The sequence below is a fragment of the Paenibacillus sp. cl141a genome (assembly GCF_900109305.1).
Taxonomy (GTDB): Bacteria; Bacillota; Bacilli; order Paenibacillales; family Paenibacillaceae; genus Paenibacillus_AQ; species Paenibacillus_AQ lautus_A.
Window position 1 is genome coordinate 218719 of sequence record NZ_FNZO01000008.1, and the last position, 19296, is coordinate 238014.

21 protein-coding genes are annotated in these 19296 nt (G+C 50.4%); 3 read left to right on the forward strand and 18 right to left on the reverse strand.

Annotated features, from left to right (window positions below; all coding sequences use genetic code 11):
- Positions 1–27: 27 nt before the first annotated feature.
- The 8 genes from BMX45_RS21445 to BMX45_RS21480 all read right to left on the reverse strand — a co-directional run bounded on the left by BMX45_RS21445 (position 28) and on the right by BMX45_RS21480 (position 6703).
- Positions 28–1494, reverse strand: a complete 1467-nt coding sequence (locus BMX45_RS21445; protein WP_090911644.1) for a serine/threonine protein kinase — start codon at positions 1492–1494, stop codon at positions 28–30.
- 160 nt (positions 1495–1654) lie between these two features.
- Positions 1655–2731, reverse strand: a complete 1077-nt coding sequence (locus tag BMX45_RS21450; protein WP_090911647.1) for an SAM-dependent methyltransferase — start codon at positions 2729–2731, stop codon at positions 1655–1657.
- Between the two features lie 5 nt (positions 2732–2736).
- Entirely contained in the window at positions 2737–3510 is a 774-nt protein-coding gene (locus BMX45_RS21455) for an ABC transporter ATP-binding protein (RefSeq protein ID WP_090911649.1), read from the reverse strand.
- Positions 3507–3854 (reverse strand): thioredoxin family protein, encoded by a 348-nt coding sequence (locus tag BMX45_RS21460; RefSeq protein WP_090911651.1) that lies wholly within the window; start codon positions 3852–3854, stop codon positions 3507–3509. The genes BMX45_RS21455 and BMX45_RS21460 overlap by 4 nt, the downstream gene beginning before the upstream one ends.
- Positions 3851–4189: a cyclic-phosphate processing receiver domain-containing protein gene (locus tag BMX45_RS21465; protein ID WP_015734679.1), complete on the reverse strand. Its 339-nt coding sequence runs from the start codon at positions 4187–4189 to the stop codon at positions 3851–3853. Before BMX45_RS21465 ends, BMX45_RS21460 begins: the two co-directional genes overlap by 4 nt.
- Before the next feature lie 15 nt (positions 4190–4204).
- On the reverse strand, positions 4205–5053 hold the full coding sequence (locus BMX45_RS21470; protein ID WP_090911653.1) for a deoxyribonuclease IV: 849 nt from the start codon (positions 5051–5053) through the stop codon (positions 4205–4207).
- Positions 5043–5861 carry an Fpg/Nei family DNA glycosylase gene (locus BMX45_RS21475; RefSeq protein WP_090911655.1) on the reverse strand — a complete coding sequence of 273 codons (819 nt, stop codon included), beginning with the start codon at positions 5859–5861 and terminating at the stop codon, positions 5043–5045. Before BMX45_RS21475 ends, BMX45_RS21470 begins: the two co-directional genes overlap by 11 nt.
- 53 nt (positions 5862–5914) lie before the next feature.
- A complete protein-coding gene (locus tag BMX45_RS21480; protein ID WP_090911657.1) occupies positions 5915–6703 on the reverse strand; it encodes a TIGR01457 family HAD-type hydrolase in 789 nt (262 codons plus the stop codon).
- Here BMX45_RS21480 and BMX45_RS31415 point away from each other — a divergent pair.
- Entirely contained in the window at positions 6702–7016 is a 315-nt protein-coding gene (locus tag BMX45_RS31415; protein WP_175495178.1) for a hypothetical protein, read from the forward strand. The genes BMX45_RS21480 and BMX45_RS31415 overlap by 2 nt on opposite strands.
- Positions 7017–7064: 48 nt before the next feature.
- Here the strand turns inward: BMX45_RS31415 and rnz are convergent, their stop codons facing one another.
- Together rnz and metH are read right to left on the reverse strand one after the other, a co-directional pair.
- Positions 7065–7991: a ribonuclease Z gene (gene rnz / locus BMX45_RS21490; RefSeq protein ID WP_090911661.1), complete on the reverse strand. Its 927-nt coding sequence runs from the start codon at positions 7989–7991 to the stop codon at positions 7065–7067.
- Between the two features lie 86 nt (positions 7992–8077).
- Positions 8078–11518 (reverse strand): methionine synthase, encoded by a 3441-nt coding sequence (gene metH / locus BMX45_RS21495; RefSeq protein ID WP_090911663.1) that lies wholly within the window; start codon positions 11516–11518, stop codon positions 8078–8080.
- 169 nt (positions 11519–11687) lie between these two features.
- Here metH and BMX45_RS21500 point away from each other — a divergent pair, with 169 nt between their 5' ends.
- Positions 11688–12224 carry a cupin domain-containing protein gene (locus BMX45_RS21500; RefSeq protein ID WP_090911665.1) on the forward strand — a complete coding sequence of 179 codons (537 nt, stop codon included), beginning with the start codon at positions 11688–11690 and terminating at the stop codon, positions 12222–12224.
- Positions 12225–12323: 99 nt separating this feature from the next.
- Here BMX45_RS21500 and BMX45_RS21505 read toward each other — a convergent pair whose 3' ends face one another.
- The 5 genes from BMX45_RS21505 to BMX45_RS21525 form a co-directional block, all read right to left on the reverse strand.
- A complete protein-coding gene (locus tag BMX45_RS21505) occupies positions 12324–12728 on the reverse strand; it encodes a FixH family protein (protein ID WP_090911668.1) in 405 nt (134 codons plus the stop codon).
- A 281-nt stretch (positions 12729–13009) separates the two neighbouring features.
- The gene (locus BMX45_RS21510) at positions 13010–13801 is read right to left on the reverse strand and encodes an HAD family hydrolase (RefSeq protein WP_090911670.1); all 792 of its coding nucleotides are present in this window, start codon (positions 13799–13801) and stop codon (positions 13010–13012) included.
- Between the two features lie 43 nt (positions 13802–13844).
- Positions 13845–14369 carry a hypothetical protein gene (locus BMX45_RS21515; RefSeq protein WP_090911672.1) on the reverse strand — a complete coding sequence of 175 codons (525 nt, stop codon included), beginning with the start codon at positions 14367–14369 and terminating at the stop codon, positions 13845–13847.
- Positions 14370–14528: 159 nt separating this feature from the next.
- On the reverse strand, positions 14529–14735 hold the full coding sequence (locus BMX45_RS21520; RefSeq protein WP_015734670.1) for a DUF896 domain-containing protein: 207 nt from the start codon (positions 14733–14735) through the stop codon (positions 14529–14531).
- Positions 14736–15026: 291 nt separating this feature from the next.
- On the reverse strand, positions 15027–15398 hold the full coding sequence (locus BMX45_RS21525; RefSeq protein WP_090911787.1) for a LysM peptidoglycan-binding domain-containing protein: 372 nt from the start codon (positions 15396–15398) through the stop codon (positions 15027–15029).
- Between the two features lie 176 nt (positions 15399–15574).
- On the opposite strand from BMX45_RS21525, the gene lexA reads away from it, so the two are divergent.
- Complete coding sequence (lexA, locus tag BMX45_RS21530; protein WP_009596010.1) at positions 15575–16201, forward strand: transcriptional repressor LexA; 627 nt, start codon at positions 15575–15577, stop codon at positions 16199–16201.
- Between the two features lie 67 nt (positions 16202–16268).
- Here lexA and BMX45_RS21535 read toward each other — a convergent pair whose 3' ends face one another.
- From BMX45_RS21535 to glnA, 3 genes are all read right to left on the reverse strand, one after another.
- Entirely contained in the window at positions 16269–17075 is an 807-nt protein-coding gene (locus tag BMX45_RS21535; RefSeq protein ID WP_090911674.1) for a hypothetical protein, read from the reverse strand.
- Positions 17068–17604, reverse strand: coding sequence for an RNA polymerase sigma factor (locus tag BMX45_RS21540; RefSeq protein WP_090911676.1), 537 nt, complete (start codon positions 17602–17604; stop codon positions 17068–17070). The genes BMX45_RS21535 and BMX45_RS21540 overlap by 8 nt, the downstream gene beginning before the upstream one ends.
- A 320-nt stretch (positions 17605–17924) precedes the next feature.
- Positions 17925–19253, reverse strand: a complete 1329-nt coding sequence (gene glnA, locus BMX45_RS21545; protein ID WP_015734665.1) for a type I glutamate--ammonia ligase — start codon at positions 19251–19253, stop codon at positions 17925–17927.
- Positions 19254–19296 lie beyond the last annotated feature (43 nt).

Here is a 19296-nt window from a genome sequence, read left to right on the forward strand (position 1 = left end):
GCTTCATCTCCTTCAGTTCAAATGCGGTCAATTCTTAAGAAACCTGAATCTTCGCTTCCGTTCAGCCTGCGGCAAGTAGTCCTGAAAGAGCCGGGCGAACGCCTGCCGACTACTGTCAGGTATTTCGAAAGGGTCCAATTGCAAGGGCAAGGCATAAACCTTATTCGTGCCTAGCGTTTTCCTCATCTCCTGAATCGTTTCTTCACCGGCAAGGGGCAGGGCATAGATCCGGCCCGGCTGCGGGTGCCTGGACAGCATCCGGGCCAGCGTCGCCACATCATGCCGCCTCCACTCCGCTCCCGACCCGATAACAATCGGCAGATCGGCCCGCAGGAATTCCTCAAGCCTTTCGCTGTCCCTGTACGCCCCCAAATCCAATACAACCGCATCGTAACTGCCCCCGAGCAGCGAAATCACTTCCGTCCTCGCTGTTTGGCGCCAAAAGTGGATCCCGTTAATCTCGAATTTGCGGATAGAGCCGAGCCTTCCGCCCTCCGCTATTTCCTGTATGCGGCTGAACGAGGTGGATTTGGCGCTCATTTCAACGACGGCTACCTTTCCGTACCTTGAAGCAAGGAAATGTCCGAAGGCGATGCAGCTATGCGTGGTTCCTACGCCGGACGATGCACCTAGTACGGCCGCAACAAGCGTCCCGGGCACCGTGCTGGTTTGAACCGCAGATAGATTCGCGGAAATCAAATGCTGCCGCTTCAGCGCGGACCGAACTTCAGCTGTCGATTGATATCGATGCTCCGGAGCATATTGAAGCAGCTTTCGGATAACGGGTACTAACTCTCTTGGCAAATCGCCGCGAATATGGCGCTCCACTCCCGTGATCCATTCGCTGAATTTGCCGCCGGTCGAGAGATAAAGCAGGAGCGCCCCCAATCCGTACAAATCCGATCTGGCATCGCTTTGCCTGCCTCCGTATTGCTCCGGTGCCGCAAATCCGACCGTGCCGAGCTTGACCGTATCCTCCCCGCTCTCATGCTTGTAGCTTCTCGCGATTCCGAAATCGATGAGTCGGACTTCCAGCTGATCGGTCAGCATGATGTTCGAAGGCTTTAAATCCCTGAATATGACTTGGGGCTCGTGATGATGAAGATATTCCAGGACGTCCAGCAGCTGCTCCGTCAGGTCCATGATGAAGTCCGGATTCACGTTTCCACGGTAACCCCGGAAATATTTTTCCAATGTCATGCCTTGAATGTAATCCATAACCAAATAGGTATAGCCGTTGTCCTCATCACGAAAAAAATCGACGATGCGAGGCAGACGCGGATGGCTCAGTTTGATCAGAAGCTGTGCCTCATCCTGAACGGTGCGCTGCATACCCGGTTCAGACAAAGTCTCCTTCACCGCCCATTGTTTCCCGGGCAGCTTCAGATCTTCGGCCAGATATACACAGCTCATGCCCCCTTCGCCGATGACGCGGTCAATGACGTAACGCTCACCCAGTACATCCCCATGCACCAATTTGCAAGACTGATTCATCTCAATGCCCTCTCCTCTGACTTACAAGCACAACAAAAAAAGGAAAGCACTCCGCCGTATCACTGAAACGTGATCATAGCGGGATGCTTTCCCTTTAAGTTGCCGTTGGTTAATTTTGGAATCATTATAGAACAAAACACTTGAACTTGTAAAGGCTTTTTTAATACTTAATCATATAGAGCGTAATTTCGTCCCGATTATGGAACAACTGCTTCGCTCCCTGAATCTGCATTCTGGCCGCTTCAAATACCGACATGATCTCCTTCACCAATGCCATTGGCTTCTTGGTCAGCAGCTTGACCGTAACGACGGCCGTGCCGCCCGTTTCAAGGCTGTGCAGCAGCCCGGTCACCATTTTGGCCATCAGTTTGGGGCTCCAGCTCATATCGCATACCAGCAGATCGAATTCATGCTCTCTAAACGTTACGTCCGCAGCATTCTTGTGGATGACACGCAGGTTTTTATGCCCATCCAGGGAGGGGTGCATTTTTGCCGGATCCACCGCCGTAACCTGCAAGCCGCGTTCCAATAAAAAGGATGTCCAGCCTCCCGGCGCTGCACCGATATCGACAGCCTTGCGGAACGTATCGAAGGGTATCCCAAACTGCTTCTCGGCTTCAAGCAGCTTAAATTTGGCTCTTGAGATTTGACCCTCTTCCCGCTGAAAACGGACTGCGCCTCCGTTCCAATCCGACAGGTTGTCCTCCGGACGCGACACACCGGCATACCAGACATTGTCAGCAGCGAATAGTGAAATGATCCATTCGGGTGCCTGGACCGTGTATTCCAGCTCAAGCGGTGCCAAGCGAAGCTGCAAATCGTCCCGAAGGGCTGCAGGGCTCTCCGTCCATGAGCTGTTCTCCGTCTTGCGGATTTGGATGGATGCTCGGCTTTGACTAATCTCCTCCCGCTTCAGCACATGATCTGCTGTCAATTGCAGCGCTGCGTCTACGGATTCGGCCGCGATTTCCCATTGTACCGGAAAGAGATGCCGCAGGAAAATAGGCGGTTTTGACGTAATCAGCCGCTTAGCCTCAGTTTCGGAGCTGCCGAGTGTCATCAAAAACACCTCGCCTGGCATCACCATGGTGCTTTTTAGGCTGCCAAACATCCGGCGCAGCTCTTCTTGGGCATACGGAGCGAAACCATGATTTGCCGTGCATACCCATTTACTGTGAAAATCCTGATGGTTCTGATTCTGTTCCTCATGTTCCTGCATTACATTTAATTCGTCCAAACGGATTAACCTCCAGAAATAACTTTGATCCAGGGACGTCCGCCATCCCATTCCAGCTGAGCGTCGATATCATAAGTTTGTTTGATAAGTTCATGGTTCAATACTTCATCTTTGCGTCCCGCGGCCGTCAACCGCCCGTCTTTAATAAGCGCCACATGAGTAAATAAAGGGACGATCTCCTCGACATGATGCGTGACGTACACGACCGTAATATTACGCTGCCTTAGCCGGTCAATCTCATGCAGCATCTTCTCCCGTTCATACAAATCCAAACCGGCACACGGTTCATCCATAATCAGAATCTTCGGATTGGACATGAGGGAGCGCGCCAGCATCACTTTTTTCCGTTCCCCTTGGGACAAGGTCCCGAGAGGCAGCTCCGCCAAGCGGCCGAAATCCATTTCGTTCAGCAGGCTGTAGGCTAAACTTCTGGCCTCTTCCGGAATGTCCTGATAAAAGCGTAAAAAGGCATACGCCCCTGTTGCAACAACCTCCCACACCGGGTCGCTTAGCGATAATTTCTCCAGCAGCGATTGGCTGATATAACCGATGGATTTACGAACCTCACGAACGTCACATTGGCCGTATACTTGTCCCAGCACTTCTACGCGTCCACTGGAGGGGAACATATATCCCGTCATCATTTCCAGCAGCGTCGTTTTGCCGGATCCGTTCCTGCCCAGAATCACCCAATTTTCACCCGGCTTCATTTCAATGCTGACATCATTCAAAATGTGGCGGTTCCCACGAATGAGCGACAGGTGCTGCAGAGAAATCATGGCTTCACGCTCCTTACAAAACTGACGATATCCTGCACGGAGCCCATCCGATAAAGCACTTCAGGGTTTGCACCAGGGCTTGATGGGATCGCGAGCAGCGCCGGAACGCTTCGAATTTGATACCTTTCCACGATGCCCGGAAGGAAGTTCACGTCCGCTGCCAGCAGCTGTACATCGGGCACCACAAACTCCACGACATCCAGCATCTTACGCGCAGCCGCGCAAGTACCGCATAATGGCGTATGCAAAAATACGATGACAGGATCCGCCTTCGCGTCACGCTTCATCAGACGATCCTGCCATTCCAGCCTCTCCAACAGTTCGCGCTGCGTAACCTCAATCATCTTGAACCTTGGGCGACTTCCCGCAGGACGGATTCGGGCATCGGCCCATTGTGGACCTTGACGCTTTTTGGCATGTGCTCATACAGCAGCTCATACATTTTTCTTCTGCCCGACGGGCTTGAGGTGTGCAAATAAATTTCATTAGCCTGTAGATTCTCGGCAATCATGGCTGCAACGACGTCGCCGCCGTTCATTTGGCCATGCCCGAGTTCAAAATCAAGCGACAGAACGTCCACTTCGCATTCGCGGAGCATCAGCAAACATTCTTCCCCGTTTCGAGCCAGCGCGAATCCTTTCGGATTGGGGCGCCAGTCGTCTAAATAAAGATGAATCATTCTACCCTCTCCCTATCAGGACCAGGACAGCACCTTGGCGATGTCTTCCCGATGCGTGCCGTCAGCTCCTTTTTCACTTTCCAGTACAAATGCCTTACCCGCAAGTTCCGGTGCCAGAACCAGGCGCTTCAATGCTTCTGTTCCTATCATGCCTTGCCCGATGCGGGCATGGCGATCCTTTCTTGAGCCGGCTCCATATTTCGAATCGTTTAAATGAACGGCTACCGCCGATTCCCAATAGGCTAGCGACTTGCCTCTGGCAAGGAGCTCATCCGTATTCGATATGTCCCAACCTCCGGCGGCAAACAAGTGGCAGGTATCCAGACAGAAGCCTATTTTTTCCGGATAATCGGCAAGCTGCCTAACCTTTACGCACTCTTCAAGCGTCATTCCCATGGCTCCATGGTCTCCCGCCTGATTCTCGATCAGCAGCTTGGCCCTGCCCGCCCAGGAAGCCAGCACATCATTCATGCATCGAATAATGTTCTGGTACCCTTCAAGCACGTCCTGGCTCTTGAGATGCCCAAAATGTACAACGATGCCCAGCGACCCGCAAGCCTCGGCAATCATGAGATCATTCTTAAGGGAATCCACGGTCAACCGATAGAATTCTTCTCCCCGGGTCAAACCAACCGCCATATTCGTTGGATAAGGCGTGTGCGCGATCGAGACGAGACCCTGCTCCTGACAAAATTTCGCACAAGCCTCAGCATTGCGGACATCCGGCGTCTTCAAATGAAGACTGCGCGGATTTTTCGGGAAATACTGATACGCCAGTGAACCGATCCCGGCTGCATGCTGGGCTGCCGCGAGAAATCCGCCCCGCGTGCTGACATGGCTTCCAATCCGGACTTTAGACTTCATGCTGGCAATTCGGGCAAAAGAAAACTTTGCGCGAGGCGTGCTCCGCCTTCACGATCGGCGTACCGCAGCGAACGCAGGGCTCTCCTTCACGGTCGTACACTTTGCATTCGTCATTATAAGCACCTGTCAGCAGATCCCCTTCCTGAAAGGGCATTTCCATGTATCCTCCGCCGTCCGTTGCCTCGTGCATCACTTTGACGGTGCTGTCGTACAGCTGCTCTAGTGACTCCTCCGACAAATCCTGAATTTTGGATAGCGGGTGGATTTGGGCATCAAAAGCGATCTCGTCCGCATAACAGTTGCCGATGCCGGCGACGACTTGTTGATTGACCAGCGTCGTTTTTAAGGCGCCCCGCCGTTTTCCAATGAGTTCGACGAAACGCGCTTTGGTCATTCGCCGATCCAGAAGCTCAGGACCAAGGTCTTTTAGGGCGTTCTCAGTTTCCCTCGCTGTTAGAAAATGCAGATAACCCAGGCGAAGGCCGATAAAATACAGCACCTGGTCACCGAACGTGATCTCGACCTGGGTCGAACGGGAAGGGCGCTCCTCATCCCTGCGTCCCAGATACAAAATGCCCCCCAGCATCAGGTGCAGCAGGAGTCTGCCTCCGTTATGCAAATGGAATTTGAGGTGTTTGCCTCTCCGCTCCACAAAAATGACCTTGCTTCCCTTCAGGGCCGAAGTAAACTCGTCAATCGTCACATTCAAGGATTTTTCGCGGTTCACGACCACATCGGTGATCGGCACATTCAGAATGCTCTGGGATAACAATCTTCGGTAATTCTCCATTTCCGGCAGTTCCGGCATGATTCATCTTCCCTTTCGTCAACACACAAGTTTATGTATAATACTATTGCTTATCATGAACACAGCAGGCTGATCACTTCGTTCAAATCCCGGCATATATAGTCTGGCGTGACGCCGGCGGCTTCCATATGCGCTTCCATATTGCGATCGGTCGTGATTCCGGTCATGACGAGAACCGTCTTGCAGCCGGCATGCACGCCAGCGGCAATATCCGTACGGATATTATCTCCGATTACATAAGTTTCTTCCGGAGCTAAACCCAAGCGATCCGAGGCATACTTCATCAAGATCGAGGACGGCTTACCAATCACCGTCGGCTTAACTCCCGAAGCGGCCTCGACCGCAGCCCCAAGCGAGCCAGCACCAGGCATCAGGCCCGTATCGGATGGCAGCTGCAGATCCGGATTGGTCAAGATCGACACAGCTCCCTCCTGAATCCAGCGAACGGCGCGGGTTAACTTCTCGTAATCAAACGAGCGGTCGATTCCTTGAATGACGTATTCAGGGGACTGCTCCACGATGGTAAGGCCAGCGGACAACAGCGCTTCGCGAAGTCCCTCTTCGCCGAGCATCGCCACCTTGGCACCGGGCGACTCTTCAGCGATATATTTAGCTGCAGCGAGGGAGGATGTGCATACTTCCTCCGGCAAGGCAGGAATCCCCATCTCCACCAGGTGAGCCGCCACCTGCTCCGGCGTGCGTGAAGAATTGTTCGTTACATACAGGAACGGAATCTGCAGTTCTTTCAACCGCTCGATCAGCAGGTCAGCCCCCTCGATCCGATTCCGGCCATGGTACAGCGTTCCGTCCAGGTCAATCAGCAATCCTTTTGGTTTTTCCATGAATACATGCACCTTCTTTATTTCTTTCCTTCACGGCATAAATGATTCATCTGATGAAAAGGTGACCATTCAAGGCCGTGTCGTAAGGGTTAATCATCATAAATATATGTATGGCTACGGGCATTCAGCTGTCCTTTACTATAATGAACTTAGAAATACCGATAGTATTATTGTAAAGAAGCCCATTACCGGTTGCAAGGTTGATGCCGATCGCCTCATTCTGACCGTCGACGCGTCGAAAGAAATCGAAGACTGTCCAAGCCTTGGCGTTTATGAATCGCTTTGTCGCATCCTGCGCTTTCCCGGAAAATAATGCTCCCCGACCACCCGGTATTTCCACGTAATTCACCGCTGTGCGTGCCTAGGAACGCTGGATAGGATACAACCCGAAATCCTCCGCCAATCGCGTATTCGCAAATATCTCCCGCGCTTCGTTTAGCAGCGGCTGTAAATGATCGATATCCTTATACCGGGAGCTGAAGTGGGTCAAGAACAGCGCTTTTACCCCAGCCCGTTTAGCCGCTTCCGCCGCCTGTTTGGCGGTACTGTGATAGTATTCGTGCGCGAGCTCCGACAGATCCTCCATGAACGTGGCCTCATGGACCAGGAGATCCGCGTCCTTGGCCAAAGCCTCCACGCCTGCGCATGGCCGCGTATCCCCGAGAATCGTGACCACCCTCCCTTTTTTCGGTGTCAGGAGCACATCCGAGGCATGAATCCATCGGCCGTCGCCGAGTTCCACGCTTTCCCCTCTTTTCAGCTTGCCATAGAGCGGCCCTGGCTTGAGTCCATAGTCCGCCAACCGTTTCAGGTCCAGACTGCCGGGGAGATCCTTCTCCACGACACGGTAGCCGTAACTCTCGGCCCTGTGATCCAGCTTGGCCGATTCCACGAGGAAATTATCGTCCTCAAACAACATGCCACCGGTGTGCTCAATGACCTCCATCGTATAAGGGACGCGCGATTGGCTGATGCTGAGCGTAGTTTCAATGAAGACTTTAATGCCTGGGGGACCATATATCGTCAGGGGTGATGTTACCCCTTGGGCACCTCGGCTGGATAGCAAACCTGGCAACCCGAATACATGATCACCATGCATATGGGTAATGAATACCTTTTCAAGCTTGGACAGCTTGAGCGGGGACTTTAATATTTGATGCTGCGTGCCTTCTCCACAATCAAACAGCCACAGACTTCTTCGTTCTTCCAGCATTCGCAGTGCAATCGAGGTCACGTTACGCTGCAGCGTCGGAACCCCCGCATTTGTTCCTAGAAAATAGAGTTCCATCCCTCTTCTCCCCTTTCGGTTGTAAACCGGAGAAATCCCCCGAAACATTCGGAGGATTTCAAACCGGCTGTACCGGTATTCAAATGTTAAGCTTTATCCACGTTAAAATAATGAGCCTCCGGATGGCTGAACACCATCGCGGATACCGACGCCTCCGGTTCCATCATGAAACCTTCGGTAAGATGAACGCCGATATCTTCCGGCTTCATCAATTTGAATAAAGGCTCCTGATCCTCCAGATCCGGGCATGCCGGATATCCGAAGGATACGCGAATGCCTTGGTATCTCGCTCCCAGGCGCTGTTTCATCGTCATGTCTGCCGGATCGGGGTATCCCCACGTATCCCGCATCATATGGTGGATTCGCTCTGCCAGCCCTTCAGCCGTTTCCAGGGCAACCGATTGAAGTGCATGGGAACGGAGATAGTCGCCTTTATCCTTCCATTCCCCGGACAATTTCCCGACGCCGTGCCCTGCCGTAACGACCAGGAACCCGACGTAATCCATCACCCCGCTATCTACGGATTTCAGGAAGTCCGCCAAGCACAGATACGGCTCCACCTGCTGTCTTGGAAACGTAAAGGTATGCAGTATTTTCGATGCATCCTTTGGATCGTATATGATAATATCATTTCCTCGCGACTGCGCCGGGAAGAAACGGTACATGGCATGTGCCTGTATGATTCCCGATTGGACAGCCTCTTCCAGAATGCCGTCAACGGTTTCCTTAAGCGATACCGCCTTCGGATCATTGGCTTTGAGCAGCTGTTCCACGGAACCTTTGAGGCCTAAATGATGTCCCAACAGCATCTGCATGTTGATATAAGGCAGGATGTGCGAAATCGGATAATTCCGGAGCACATGCCGCTCCATATCCGGCGGTATATACACCGGGGCCTCGGTCGATATTTTGGATCGGAGTCCTTCAGACAGCTTCGGCATTACTTTTACAACCTGTGGTGCCGCTGCATCCGCTTCCTGCTCCGCCTTAATCTCTTCCGCCATTTGGGTGCGCAGCACCGGATCGCTCAGCTGGTTGGCCAATGCAAGCCCGTCCATCGCGTCCTTCGCGTAGAGCACCATTCCGTCATATTCGGGGCGGATGCGCGTCTTCGTGAACTTCCGCGTCAGCGCGGCCCCGCCAACCATGATCGGAACGCTAATGCCCGCGTTTTTCAAATCCTGGGCGGTGGATACCATCTGCTGTGCCGATTTGACCAACAAACCGGACAACCCGATGGCATCAGGCTGTTCCCGCCGGTAAGCCTCGATAATTTGCTCCGGTGGTACTTTTATACCCAAATTAATGATTTGGTAACCATTGTTGGACAAGATGATCTCCACCAGGTTTTTACCGATATCATGGACGTCGCCCTTCACGGTGGCCAGCATGATTTTCCCTTTGACCGACGACTCGTTTTTCTCCATAAAGGATTCCAAATACGCCACGGAGGCTTTCATCACTTCGGCGCTTTGCAGCACCTCCGCCACAATGAGCTCGTTGTTGTTAAACAAGCGACCAACCTCGGTCATCCCTGCCATTAGCGGGCCATTAATGATCTCCAGCGCGCCGTATTTGGTCAAGGCTTCATCCAAATCCGGAATAAGGCCTTCCTTGGAGCCTTCCACCACATAAGAGGCAAGTCTTTCCTCCAGCGTCAGATTGGATACCTTTACCTTCTTCTCTACCTTTTTATCCCGGAACGCGGCGACGAATGCGGCCAGCGTCTCATCATTGGTTCGATAAATCAAATCCTCCGCCAGACGCCGCTCTTCCTCCGGAATGGAGGCATAGCGCTCGAGCTTTTCCGTGTTCACGATCGCGTAGTCCAATCCGGCCTTCGTGCATTCGTACAGATACACGGAGTTCAGCACTTCACGGCCCGCTTCCGGCAATCCGAAGGAAACGTTGCTGATGCCGAGGATCGTATGCACTTTAGGCATGGCTTCTTTTATCATGCGAATGCCCTCAATCGTTTCCTTGGCTGATCCGATGTACTGCTCGTCACCCGTACCTACAGGGAACACAAGCGTGTCGAAAATAATATCCTCAGGCGAAATGCCGTATTTGTTCACCAAGAGATCATAAGACCGCTGCGCCACCTTGAGCTTGTCGTCGCGATGAATCGCTTGACCGCTCTCATCGATGGTCCCTACGACGACCGCAGCCCCGTATTTGTGCACCAACGGAGTCACATGCTCAAATTTCTCCTCGCCGTCTTCAAGGTTAATGGAGTTAATGATCGCTTTCCCTTGCGAATATTGCAGGGCCAAGTCAATGACCGCCGGATCGGTTGTATCGATCATCAGCGGCACCTTCACCTTTTTGACCACCAGCTCCAGGAATTGGATCATATCCTCGGCTTCTTCGCGATCCGGATCCTGTACGCATACGTCAATGACATGGGCGCCATTCTTGACTTGAGCACGAGCGATCTCGGAGGCTTCCTCATATTTTCCTTCCACGATCAAACGCTTAAATTTGCGTGAACCTAGAACGTTTGTTCTCTCGCCCACCATATACGGGCGGTTTTCCTGCTCGATATATACCGGCTCGATGCCAGACAAAGCCGGCAAGTGCCCGCCCTCAAGCGGACGTGGGGCGAAGCCATCCATCGTTTGTTTTAAAGACCGGATGTGGTCAGGTGTTGTACCGCAGCATCCCCCTGCGATGTTAAGCCAACCTTTTTCAGCAAATGCCCCCATCTTTTGGGCAAGCGATTCAGGGGATTCATGGTATTGACCATTCTCGTCAGGCAGACCCGCATTCGGATAACAGCTGATCGCGCTTCTCGACATTTCGGACAAGGAACGGATATGGTCGCGCATGAACTCCGGACCCGTTGCACAGTTCAGGCCGATGGAGACCGGATTCAAGTGTTCCAAAGAAATGTAAAACGCCTCGATGTTCTGTCCCGCAAGCGTTGTTCCCATCGGTTCGATTGTGCCGGATATCATGATGGGAAGGGTGACGCCTGTCTTATCAAACGCTTGTCGAATCCCAATGCTCCCCGCTTTTACGTTTAGCGTATCCTGCGAAGTTTCGAGCAACAGCGCATCCACGCCGCCTTCAATCAAGGCCACGGCTTGCTCTTCGTAACTCTCGATCAATTCGGCGAAGGTCACGCCGCCGGTAACCGACAGTGTCTTGGTTGTCGGCCCCATCGCACCCACGACATAACGCGGGCTGTCCGGCGTGGAATATTTCTCAACTGCAGCGCGGGCCAGATGAGCCGCTTTCAGGTTGATTTCCCGGGCAAGTTCAGGTATATCGTATTCAGCAAGCACAACGGACGTTGCGCCAAATGTATTGGTTTCAATCAGGTCAGCACCTGCTTCAAGATATTGTTCATGTATTTTTTGAATGACGTCGGGCCGATGAATGACCAGCATTTCATTGCAGCCATCCAGCTCCGGGCCGCCAAAATCTTCAGCCGAGAGGTCCTCTTGCTGGATCATCGTGCCCATGGCACCGTCAAGAATTAATATTCGTTCTTTAAGCACTTCTTGTAAGCTAGGCTTGTTCAACTCATAAACCTCCCCCGAAAACGTTAAATCTTAGTGTATCAGAATACTTTTCAATAGAAAAGTCGAAATATTGCGCAGCTATCGGTACAAATCAACATTTGCAGATGACAAATGCGGTGATGGGGGCTATAATACATATTAATCCAACGGGAGAAAGAGGGTTAAAGCTATGGCAGAAATCGTGATTCGCAACACGAACGAACGCATTACTGGGGAAGAAAATGTTCGGGAATTCCTGAATAACCAAGAGGTTGTTTATGAGCATTGGAATATGGATAAACTCCCGGCAGATCTTCAAGAAAATTTCAAGCTGAGTGATGAAGATAAGCAGCGCATTTTGGACACTTTTGACGAAGAAATTCGCGACCTGGCTGCAAGACGCGGCTACAAAATCTGGGATGTCATCACGCTTTCCGAGTCCACGCCCAATATAGAGGACCTGCTTAAAAAATTCGAAGAAGTTCACACCCACTCGGAAGACGAAATCCGTGCGATCGTTGGCGGTAAAGGGATTTTCATTATTAAAGGCTCCGACGATGTCGGATACTTTAACGTAGAGCTAGAGCCGGGCGACGTGATCTCCGTACCGGAAAACACGCCTCATTTCTTCACGCTGATGGAGAACAAGCAGATCATCGCGGTTCGTCTCTTTATTGAAGAGAACGGCTGGGTAGCTACTCCGGTAGAAGATCCCCAATTCCAATAAGCCTTAAGCGGTTGACTGAATAGGAAAATGGAATAAGGCAGCGCATGATCCGCCCAACGGATGGATGCGCTGCCTTATTTATTGGCTGTGTATGGTGTATTACTCGGTTACCGTCAGTTCCTTCAGCGGCATGGAGTGCTGCCCTCTTGCCGTGACATGGGAAACGATGCGATAGGTTCCCGCTTCCTCGAAGGTTTTCTCCATTTTGTAGACCCCGCCCTGATCATGCTTGACCGGTACCTTTGCCTGAACGCCTCCGCCTTCCAGTGTCACTTCGAATTCCACGTCGTTTGCATCTTCGACCGGGCTGCCGGCTTGTGTTACCTTCGCTTCGATCAACACCTTCTCGCCTGCCTTAATGCTCTCTGGCGTCAGAGAGAGCTCTACGATGATCGGCTCCGCCATCACGTCATCACTGGGCTCCGCCTTGCTGTCATTGCATGCGGCAAGCGCAACCGCCATCAACACCATGGCTGCAATAAAGGCCATCTTTTTCCTGGTCATCCAACCACCTCTTTTACGAATTCATGCTATGTATGATTTATTCACGTAATGGTCCATTCCAAAGAGCGTCATTTTACTAACTCATTATATCGTATTATTCTTTAACTTCTATCTCATGCAGCTTACAATTGTGTGACGTTTGTCACTGCCAACATACTCTTTCCTTTGCAAACATGGCAACCAACAAAAAAACAGCCCCGAATCGCAGCAGCTGCTGCCAGGACTGTTCCTATGTAGCTAATATATCTTGTAGAGTAGTTGTGAGTTCTTCATCACGTCATTTATAAGGACGCCACAATAGCATGCAGCTCGGATAAATGTTTGATCTCAAACTTCGGCTGAATGGCCGGATCATGAGGCCGGTCTACCCGATTGATCCAAACCGTATGCAGTCCTGCGGCATTCCCGCCTTTAATATCTGTGGTCAACTTATCTCCCACCATCACGGCCTGATCCGCTTCAACGCCTAACAGATCAAGTGCATGCTTGAATATGGAAACATCCGGCTTGCCTTTGCCGAAATCACCCGAGATTATAATGTGGTCAAAATAAGGGACCAGTTCCGGAACGCCATCAAGCTTCTCCTGCTGCAAATCCGGACTTCCGTTCGTTAGAAGCAGCAGCTTCACGTTACCCTGCAATTCTTTCAGCACTTCAAAGGTTTCTTCATAAACGTAAGGTCTTGTTCTGCGTTCCGCCGCAAATTGCGCTGCCAATTTCTCCGCCAACGCTTCATTATCAACGCCAAGGCGATGAAGTCCGCGCCGCCAGGATTCTTTGCGGTAAACGGGAGCCAATTCTTGCAGCTTTCGGAATTCGGGCTGGGATCCAGCCGTAAAATTAGCCCACAAGCCCTCAAACGGATTGATCCCGATCATCTTGGTAAACGCAAAAGTATCATAGGATTCATACAATGCTCTTGCTTCCTCACGCACCGCGGCTAAAAGCGCGCCGGCATCAACGCCGGTTGCCGTCGCTCCGGCTCGGCAAGTCACTTCAAACGCTTCTTCTACACTGCGTTCATCCCACAATAACGTATCGTCTAAATCAAACAAAACCGCAGCAATCGGCATTTCTCTCCCACTCCTCATCTACATTGTGATCTACTCTATCGGGTTAGTTGTGCTCCACTGGAATTTGATGAGTCTTTGCAAACTCTTCCAATCTTTCGCCCATGGCTTTGGTATCGTAAAGATTCATCATTCGTGAGAACACCCAGTTGCCTGCTTTTCCCTTGCCTTGGATCACGACGGAACCCGAAGCCAATTTGATTTTCTCGATATCGGATACGGCCAGACGGCGTTCCCGGTTGAACTTCATGGTCGACACGGAGGCGCGCTCAATCTTCAAATAAGGCTTGCGGAGAAATATCATGAGCGCCAACAGGATATACAAGCTGACGCCAACCCAATTCAATACATCATTGCTTCCGCCGGCTGCCTGTGAAGTTGCCGTTCCGAGAAGCGCATACAAACCGGCCAATGCAACAAGCACTAACGGAAGTACATACTTACGACCCTTAAACACGTCATGCTTATCACTAATCGCAGACCCTTGATACGAGGTCAATCCCTGCTTTTTGCGCTGTTTGTTAAGCTGCGACATATTTTTGCTGACTTTTCTTTCCCATGAACGTGACATTTGGTTCCCCCTGAACTCATAATCAAAATGTTTATAAACCATATAAACTTGGGGTAACCGTAATCGATTATCCGAATGACCGGTACCCCAAGTATTATTATGCTATCCTTCTATCTGTTCACGGATCCGCTGAATATAAATCCTTGAACGGTTAATCGACTAGTGCTTTAATCGCGGGCCGCCTTTTTGTTCGTTTTCATCAACCCATTCAATCGATTCCAGCTGTTGTCTAAAGTTACTGCGAATATTGTTAAGGTATATTTCCCGAAGCTCGGCCCGTTCTTTTAGCTCCTCCTCGGTCAACCCTTCATTCTTCTTCTTTCTTGCTAATACATTGATGCGTTCTACCAAAGTATCGATGTCCATGACTTCTCCTCCAATTTCGATATCATGTATAACTAAAACATGTGAAAAAGAGCTTGTCAAGGCAACTGGGCCCTTGCAAGCTCGTCTAAGAATAAATATGAACATATGTTGCGTATAAATGGATACCGTCTATGGAGAGGTAATCCATAGTCATCTATTGTAAACGCGCTATTACGCGTAAAAGATTCAATCTGATAAGCAGAATATGATGTTCAGTAAACAGGAAGCAACCAACAGTACTTGGTGAATATTATGGAGAATGATTGCCTATAGGTTAGGAGCACCGTCAAATCACCAAACCGGCAATGACAGCACTTCTCCAGCCTGTATGTCAGGACCCTTCAATCCGTTCATTCTTCGAATGCTATCCAAATATACGCGCGTATCCATATCCGCCGGTTTATGAAGGGAAGCAATTCGCCACAAGCTATCGCCATATTGAACGATCACCTGCTTCTCTCCAGTCGGCCTCTCTGTCCCACCGGCAAAAACGGAATATGCACCTGTCCAAAAGATGGCCACAATTAGCAGGGTGAACAACAGTTTATTCAAAGGGATCGAAGCTATCTTCGATTTCAAGTAAATGCCCCAATTCTTCGATGATTGTTCTGTTACCACCGGAACGTTCTCATAAATGCTGCGGTATGTACTGTATTTCAACATGGAATCATCATCTCCCAAACAAGTGTTCTCTTATGGATTCATCTTAACACGAACACTTGTTTGATTCAATACCCAAAAGAACATTTGTTCTATTTTTATTTTAGAACTTATGTTTGTACGAACGGTAGTTCTATGTTATAATTTTCCCAAACGTTACTAAATGGGGTTGATACGGCATGTCGAAAATATCCAGCCGCCAGCTGGCGATCTTAGAGTTTATCCGCAACGAAGTTCGTAGCAAGGGTTACCCGCCTTCTGTCCGGGAAATCGGCGAGGCTGTCGGACTAGCCTCCAGTTCTACGGTCCATGGTCATCTGGACCGTTTGGAGAAGAAAGGCCTGATCCGCCGTGACCCTACGAAACCAAGAGCGATCGAGTTGCTTGGCCAAGAAGAATCCGAAAGCGCGAATCTGTTTACGCACACCATTGCCAGAGTGCCTGTCGTCGGGAAAGTCACAGCAGGCGTACCGATTACGGCCATGGAGAACATTGAAGATTATTTCCCGCTCCCGCAGCATTACGTGGGCGACGATAAGGTGTTCATGTTGTCCGTAGTCGGCGACAGTATGATTGAAGCCGGTATTCACAGCGGTGACTACGTCATCGTTCGCCAGCAGCAAACCGCGGACAATGGTGACATTGTCGTAGCAATGACAGAAGAAGATGAAGCAACCGTGAAGACCTTCTACAAGGAGAAGGATCATGTACGATTGCAGCCGGAGAATCCTACCTATGAGCCGCTGCGCTTGAACCATGTAACGATTCTCGGGAAAGTGATCGGTCTCTTCAGGGACGTGCACTAATTTCATAGATTTATGAATAAGAGGTTACCTTCCTTAATGGATGGTAACCTCTTTTTTAGGACATGCACTAGAACGTTCCGGTCTTACGCAACCCTAGAACCAACGCATTTTGCGTAAGATCTAATTGATACCTTCTTTCAGAAACATAATCCGGCGCACCTTCGCCTCCCGGTCCCTCGGTAGACTGCAGAACAAGCTTATTCTCCTTCACCTCAGGGACCGTACCGGGTCTATAATAGGAAAAGTAGGATGCCAAGGATTCATCCTGAAATCGAAGCTGAACGGCTTTACCCGTTTCATGCTCTACGGCGAACGCATAGATTTGTATGCCATGACAGTCCCTATATTGCGGTGCGAGTATAAATACATCGGCATCTTGAAACGGCAGGCGAATCATATCAACCGGAGCAGATGTCGGTTGAATAAATGTAAGACCCTCCAGCGTAGTGACTTCATTTGTACCTTGGTTAGTACTATACTGCACGCTGTAGTTTCCGGTAAACGACCGATCCGTTTCGATCCCGAAGCAGCTCGGTGCACCCAATGTCGTTATTTTTTCCTGTCCAACTGCAATAACGTTTAACCTTCCTTCATCCGTTACCCCTTGTGCCCGGATTGTCTCCTCCCTATAAGGAGGCATAGTCCCTGCTCTCTCTTGTTCCTGACTGCCAAAAGGCAACTGAAAGGCTAATAAAATAATCAGAAGCATGAACCCGCCAGCCAATCCAACTTGTAGGTACTTTCGACGTCTAGGCTTACTGTCGGTGAAAATCACGGACCTATGCACGTTTTTTTTCATTTCGGACGTGAACTTTTCATCTGAAAAGGGAGCTTTTTTAGCCCGGCTGTACCAGTCTGGTTTATCCTCACTCATCGTTCTTCTCCTTCATTAGGTTTTGTACTTTTTTCCTGGCCCGATGCAATCTGGATTTTACGGTGCCTGTCGCAATATGAAGCAGCTCCGCTATCTCATGCATTGGCATTTCATAGTATAAGTCCAGGACCAACACTTCCCTAAGCTTGCTCGGCAAAGTCATAATCATTGCCCATATTTCATCCGTATACTGCTCGTCCAAATATTCCGCTTCCGCTGACCGGCTTGACGAACTGGCGATAAGCTTGTCTTTAAGGATGACTTTCCGAAAGAAAAAAGCCTGTTTGTACCGGAACGCCGTATGTCGCGTGATCGTCAGCAGCCACGTTTTCAGCGTCGCGTGACCGCGAAAGGTATGTATGCCGTAATAGGCCTTAATAAAGGCTTCTTGTGCAATATCGTCTGCCAAGGCATGCTGTTTGGTCAAAAAATACGCATAATTCCATACATCATTTCCATATTCGTTCATGATTTTATCCAGCGTCTGGCTGTCCATGACCGTCATCTGCTTCAAGTATTCGAGCTCCAACCGATTCACCTCATCTAATTAGAGTCATGGAAGCGAGGAAAGGTTCCTTTTTTCGCAAAAAAAGAATCTCCCCGTAGGTAAGGGAAGATTCTATTCTATAAAGTATAAACAATCCGATCTTTCTATTGCGCTAAAATGTTGATATAAAGATACTACTTAACATATCCACTTACAATCCTAATATTGGGCTTCAATATATGAGAACTATACCGACTCACAAATCATGCTGTTTACTAATGAATTTTAAATGCTGAAATCATGTCTGCTCATGTCTGCATTTAAAAAATCCCCGCTGCCACTTGGCAGCGGGGATCCCTCTATTAATACATTGTAATGTACTGATCGCGTTCCCATTGGTGAACTTGCGTTCTATACATATCCCATTCGATCTCTTTCAGCTCGTAGAAGTGAGCCAGCGCATGGTCACCGAGTGCATCCGAGATGACTTCGCTGCGGATCAATTCGTTGAGCGCTTCTTTCAGGTTTGCCGGCAAGCTTGGGATGCCTTCCTCGATGCGCTCTTCTTCCGTCATCACGTAGATGTTGCGGTCGATCGGTGCCGGAAGCGACAGCTCACGCTTAACACCGTCCAAGCCAGCTTTCAGCATGACAGCCAGAGCCAGATACGGATTCGCCGCCGGATCCGGGTTACGCACTTCAATGCGCGTGCTCAGACCGCGGGATGCTGGAATACGAATCATCGGGCTGCGGTTGCTTGCAGACCATGCCACGTAGCAAGGTGCTTCGTAACCAGGCACGAGACGCTTGTACGAGTTCACCGTCGGGTTCGTGATCGCAGCAAACGCGCGTGCATGCTTAAGAATACCCGCCATATAGTTCCGAGCCGTTACGCTCAGGCCAAGCTCGTCGCTCTCATCAACGAACGCGTTCTCGCCGCCTTTGAACAGCGATTGGTTGCAGTGCATGCCGGAGCCGTTTACGCCGAATAACGGTTTTGGCATAAAGGTTGCAATCAGTCCATGCTGACGAGCGATCGTCTTAACAACCAATTTAAAGGTTTGAATCTGGTCAGCCGCTTTGATCGCATCTGCGTACTTGAAGTCAATTTCGTGCTGGCCCGGTGCTACCTCATGGTGAGAAGCTTCGATTTCGAAGCCCATCTCTTCCAGCGTCAACACGATGTCGCGGCGGCAGTTCTCGCCGAGATCGGTAGGCGCCAGGTCAAAGTATCCGCCTTGGTCATTCAGCTCCATGGTCGGATTGCCTTTTTCGTCGGTTTTGAACAGGAAGAATTCCGGCTCCGGACCGACATTCATGGAAGTGAAGCCCATCTCTTCGGCTTCCTTCAGTGCTCTCTTCAGAATCCCGCGCGGATCTCCTGCAAACGGGGTGCCGTCCGGCATGTAAACATCACAGATCAGACGTGCGACGCGGTCCTCGGATACCCAAGGGAAGATCATGAAGGTATCCAGATCCGGGTACAGGTACATATCGGATTCCTCGATACGAACATACCCTTCGATGGAAGAACCGTCAAACATCATTTTATTATCAAGCGCTTTAGGCAGCTGGCTTACCGGAATTTCAACGTTTTTGATCGTTCCAAGCAAATCTGTAAATTGCAAGCGGATAAATCGAACATTTTCTTCTTTGGCGATGCGTAGAATGTCCTCTCTGGTATAACTCACTTTATCCTCTCCTTTTTAAATAAAAACTAGACTCCATGAAGAA

What these genes read in the sequence shown, in the direction of transcription:
- BMX45_RS21445 (WP_090911644.1), bottom strand. Translation starts at nt 1,494, where the DNA reads ATGAATCAGTCTTGCAAATTGGTGCATGGGGATGTACTGGGTGAGCGT.
- BMX45_RS21455 (WP_090911649.1), bottom strand. Translation starts at nt 3,510, where the DNA reads ATGATTTCTCTGCAGCACCTGTCGCTCATTCGTGGGAACCGCCACATT.
- BMX45_RS21460 (WP_090911651.1), bottom strand. Translation starts at nt 3,854, where the DNA reads ATGATTGAGGTTACGCAGCGCGAACTGTTGGAGAGGCTGGAATGGCAG.
- BMX45_RS21465 (WP_015734679.1), bottom strand. Translation starts at nt 4,189, where the DNA reads ATGATTCATCTTTATTTAGACGACTGGCGCCCCAATCCGAAAGGATTC.
- BMX45_RS21470 (WP_090911653.1), bottom strand. Translation starts at nt 5,053, where the DNA reads ATGAAGTCTAAAGTCCGGATTGGAAGCCATGTCAGCACGCGGGGCGGA.
- BMX45_RS21475 (WP_090911655.1), bottom strand. Translation starts at nt 5,861, where the DNA reads ATGCCGGAACTGCCGGAAATGGAGAATTACCGAAGATTGTTATCCCAG.
- BMX45_RS31415 (WP_175495178.1), top strand. Translation starts at nt 6,702, where the DNA reads ATGAATACATGCACCTTCTTTATTTCTTTCCTTCACGGCATAAATGAT.
- BMX45_RS21480 (WP_090911657.1), bottom strand. Translation starts at nt 6,703, where the DNA reads ATGGAAAAACCAAAAGGATTGCTGATTGACCTGGACGGAACGCTGTAC.
- rnz (WP_090911661.1), bottom strand. Translation starts at nt 7,991, where the DNA reads ATGGAACTCTATTTTCTAGGAACAAATGCGGGGGTTCCGACGCTGCAG.
- BMX45_RS21500 (WP_090911665.1), top strand. Translation starts at nt 11,688, where the DNA reads ATGGCAGAAATCGTGATTCGCAACACGAACGAACGCATTACTGGGGAA.
- BMX45_RS21505 (WP_090911668.1), bottom strand. Translation starts at nt 12,728, where the DNA reads ATGACCAGGAAAAAGATGGCCTTTATTGCAGCCATGGTGTTGATGGCG.
- BMX45_RS21510 (WP_090911670.1), bottom strand. Translation starts at nt 13,801, where the DNA reads ATGCCGATTGCTGCGGTTTTGTTTGATTTAGACGATACGTTATTGTGG.
- BMX45_RS21515 (WP_090911672.1), bottom strand. Translation starts at nt 14,369, where the DNA reads ATGTCACGTTCATGGGAAAGAAAAGTCAGCAAAAATATGTCGCAGCTT.
- BMX45_RS21520 (WP_015734670.1), bottom strand. Translation starts at nt 14,735, where the DNA reads ATGGACATCGATACTTTGGTAGAACGCATCAATGTATTAGCAAGAAAG.
- BMX45_RS21525 (WP_090911787.1), bottom strand. Translation starts at nt 15,398, where the DNA reads ATGTTGAAATACAGTACATACCGCAGCATTTATGAGAACGTTCCGGTG.
- lexA (WP_009596010.1), top strand. Translation starts at nt 15,575, where the DNA reads ATGTCGAAAATATCCAGCCGCCAGCTGGCGATCTTAGAGTTTATCCGC.
- BMX45_RS21535 (WP_090911674.1), bottom strand. Translation starts at nt 17,075, where the DNA reads ATGAGTGAGGATAAACCAGACTGGTACAGCCGGGCTAAAAAAGCTCCC.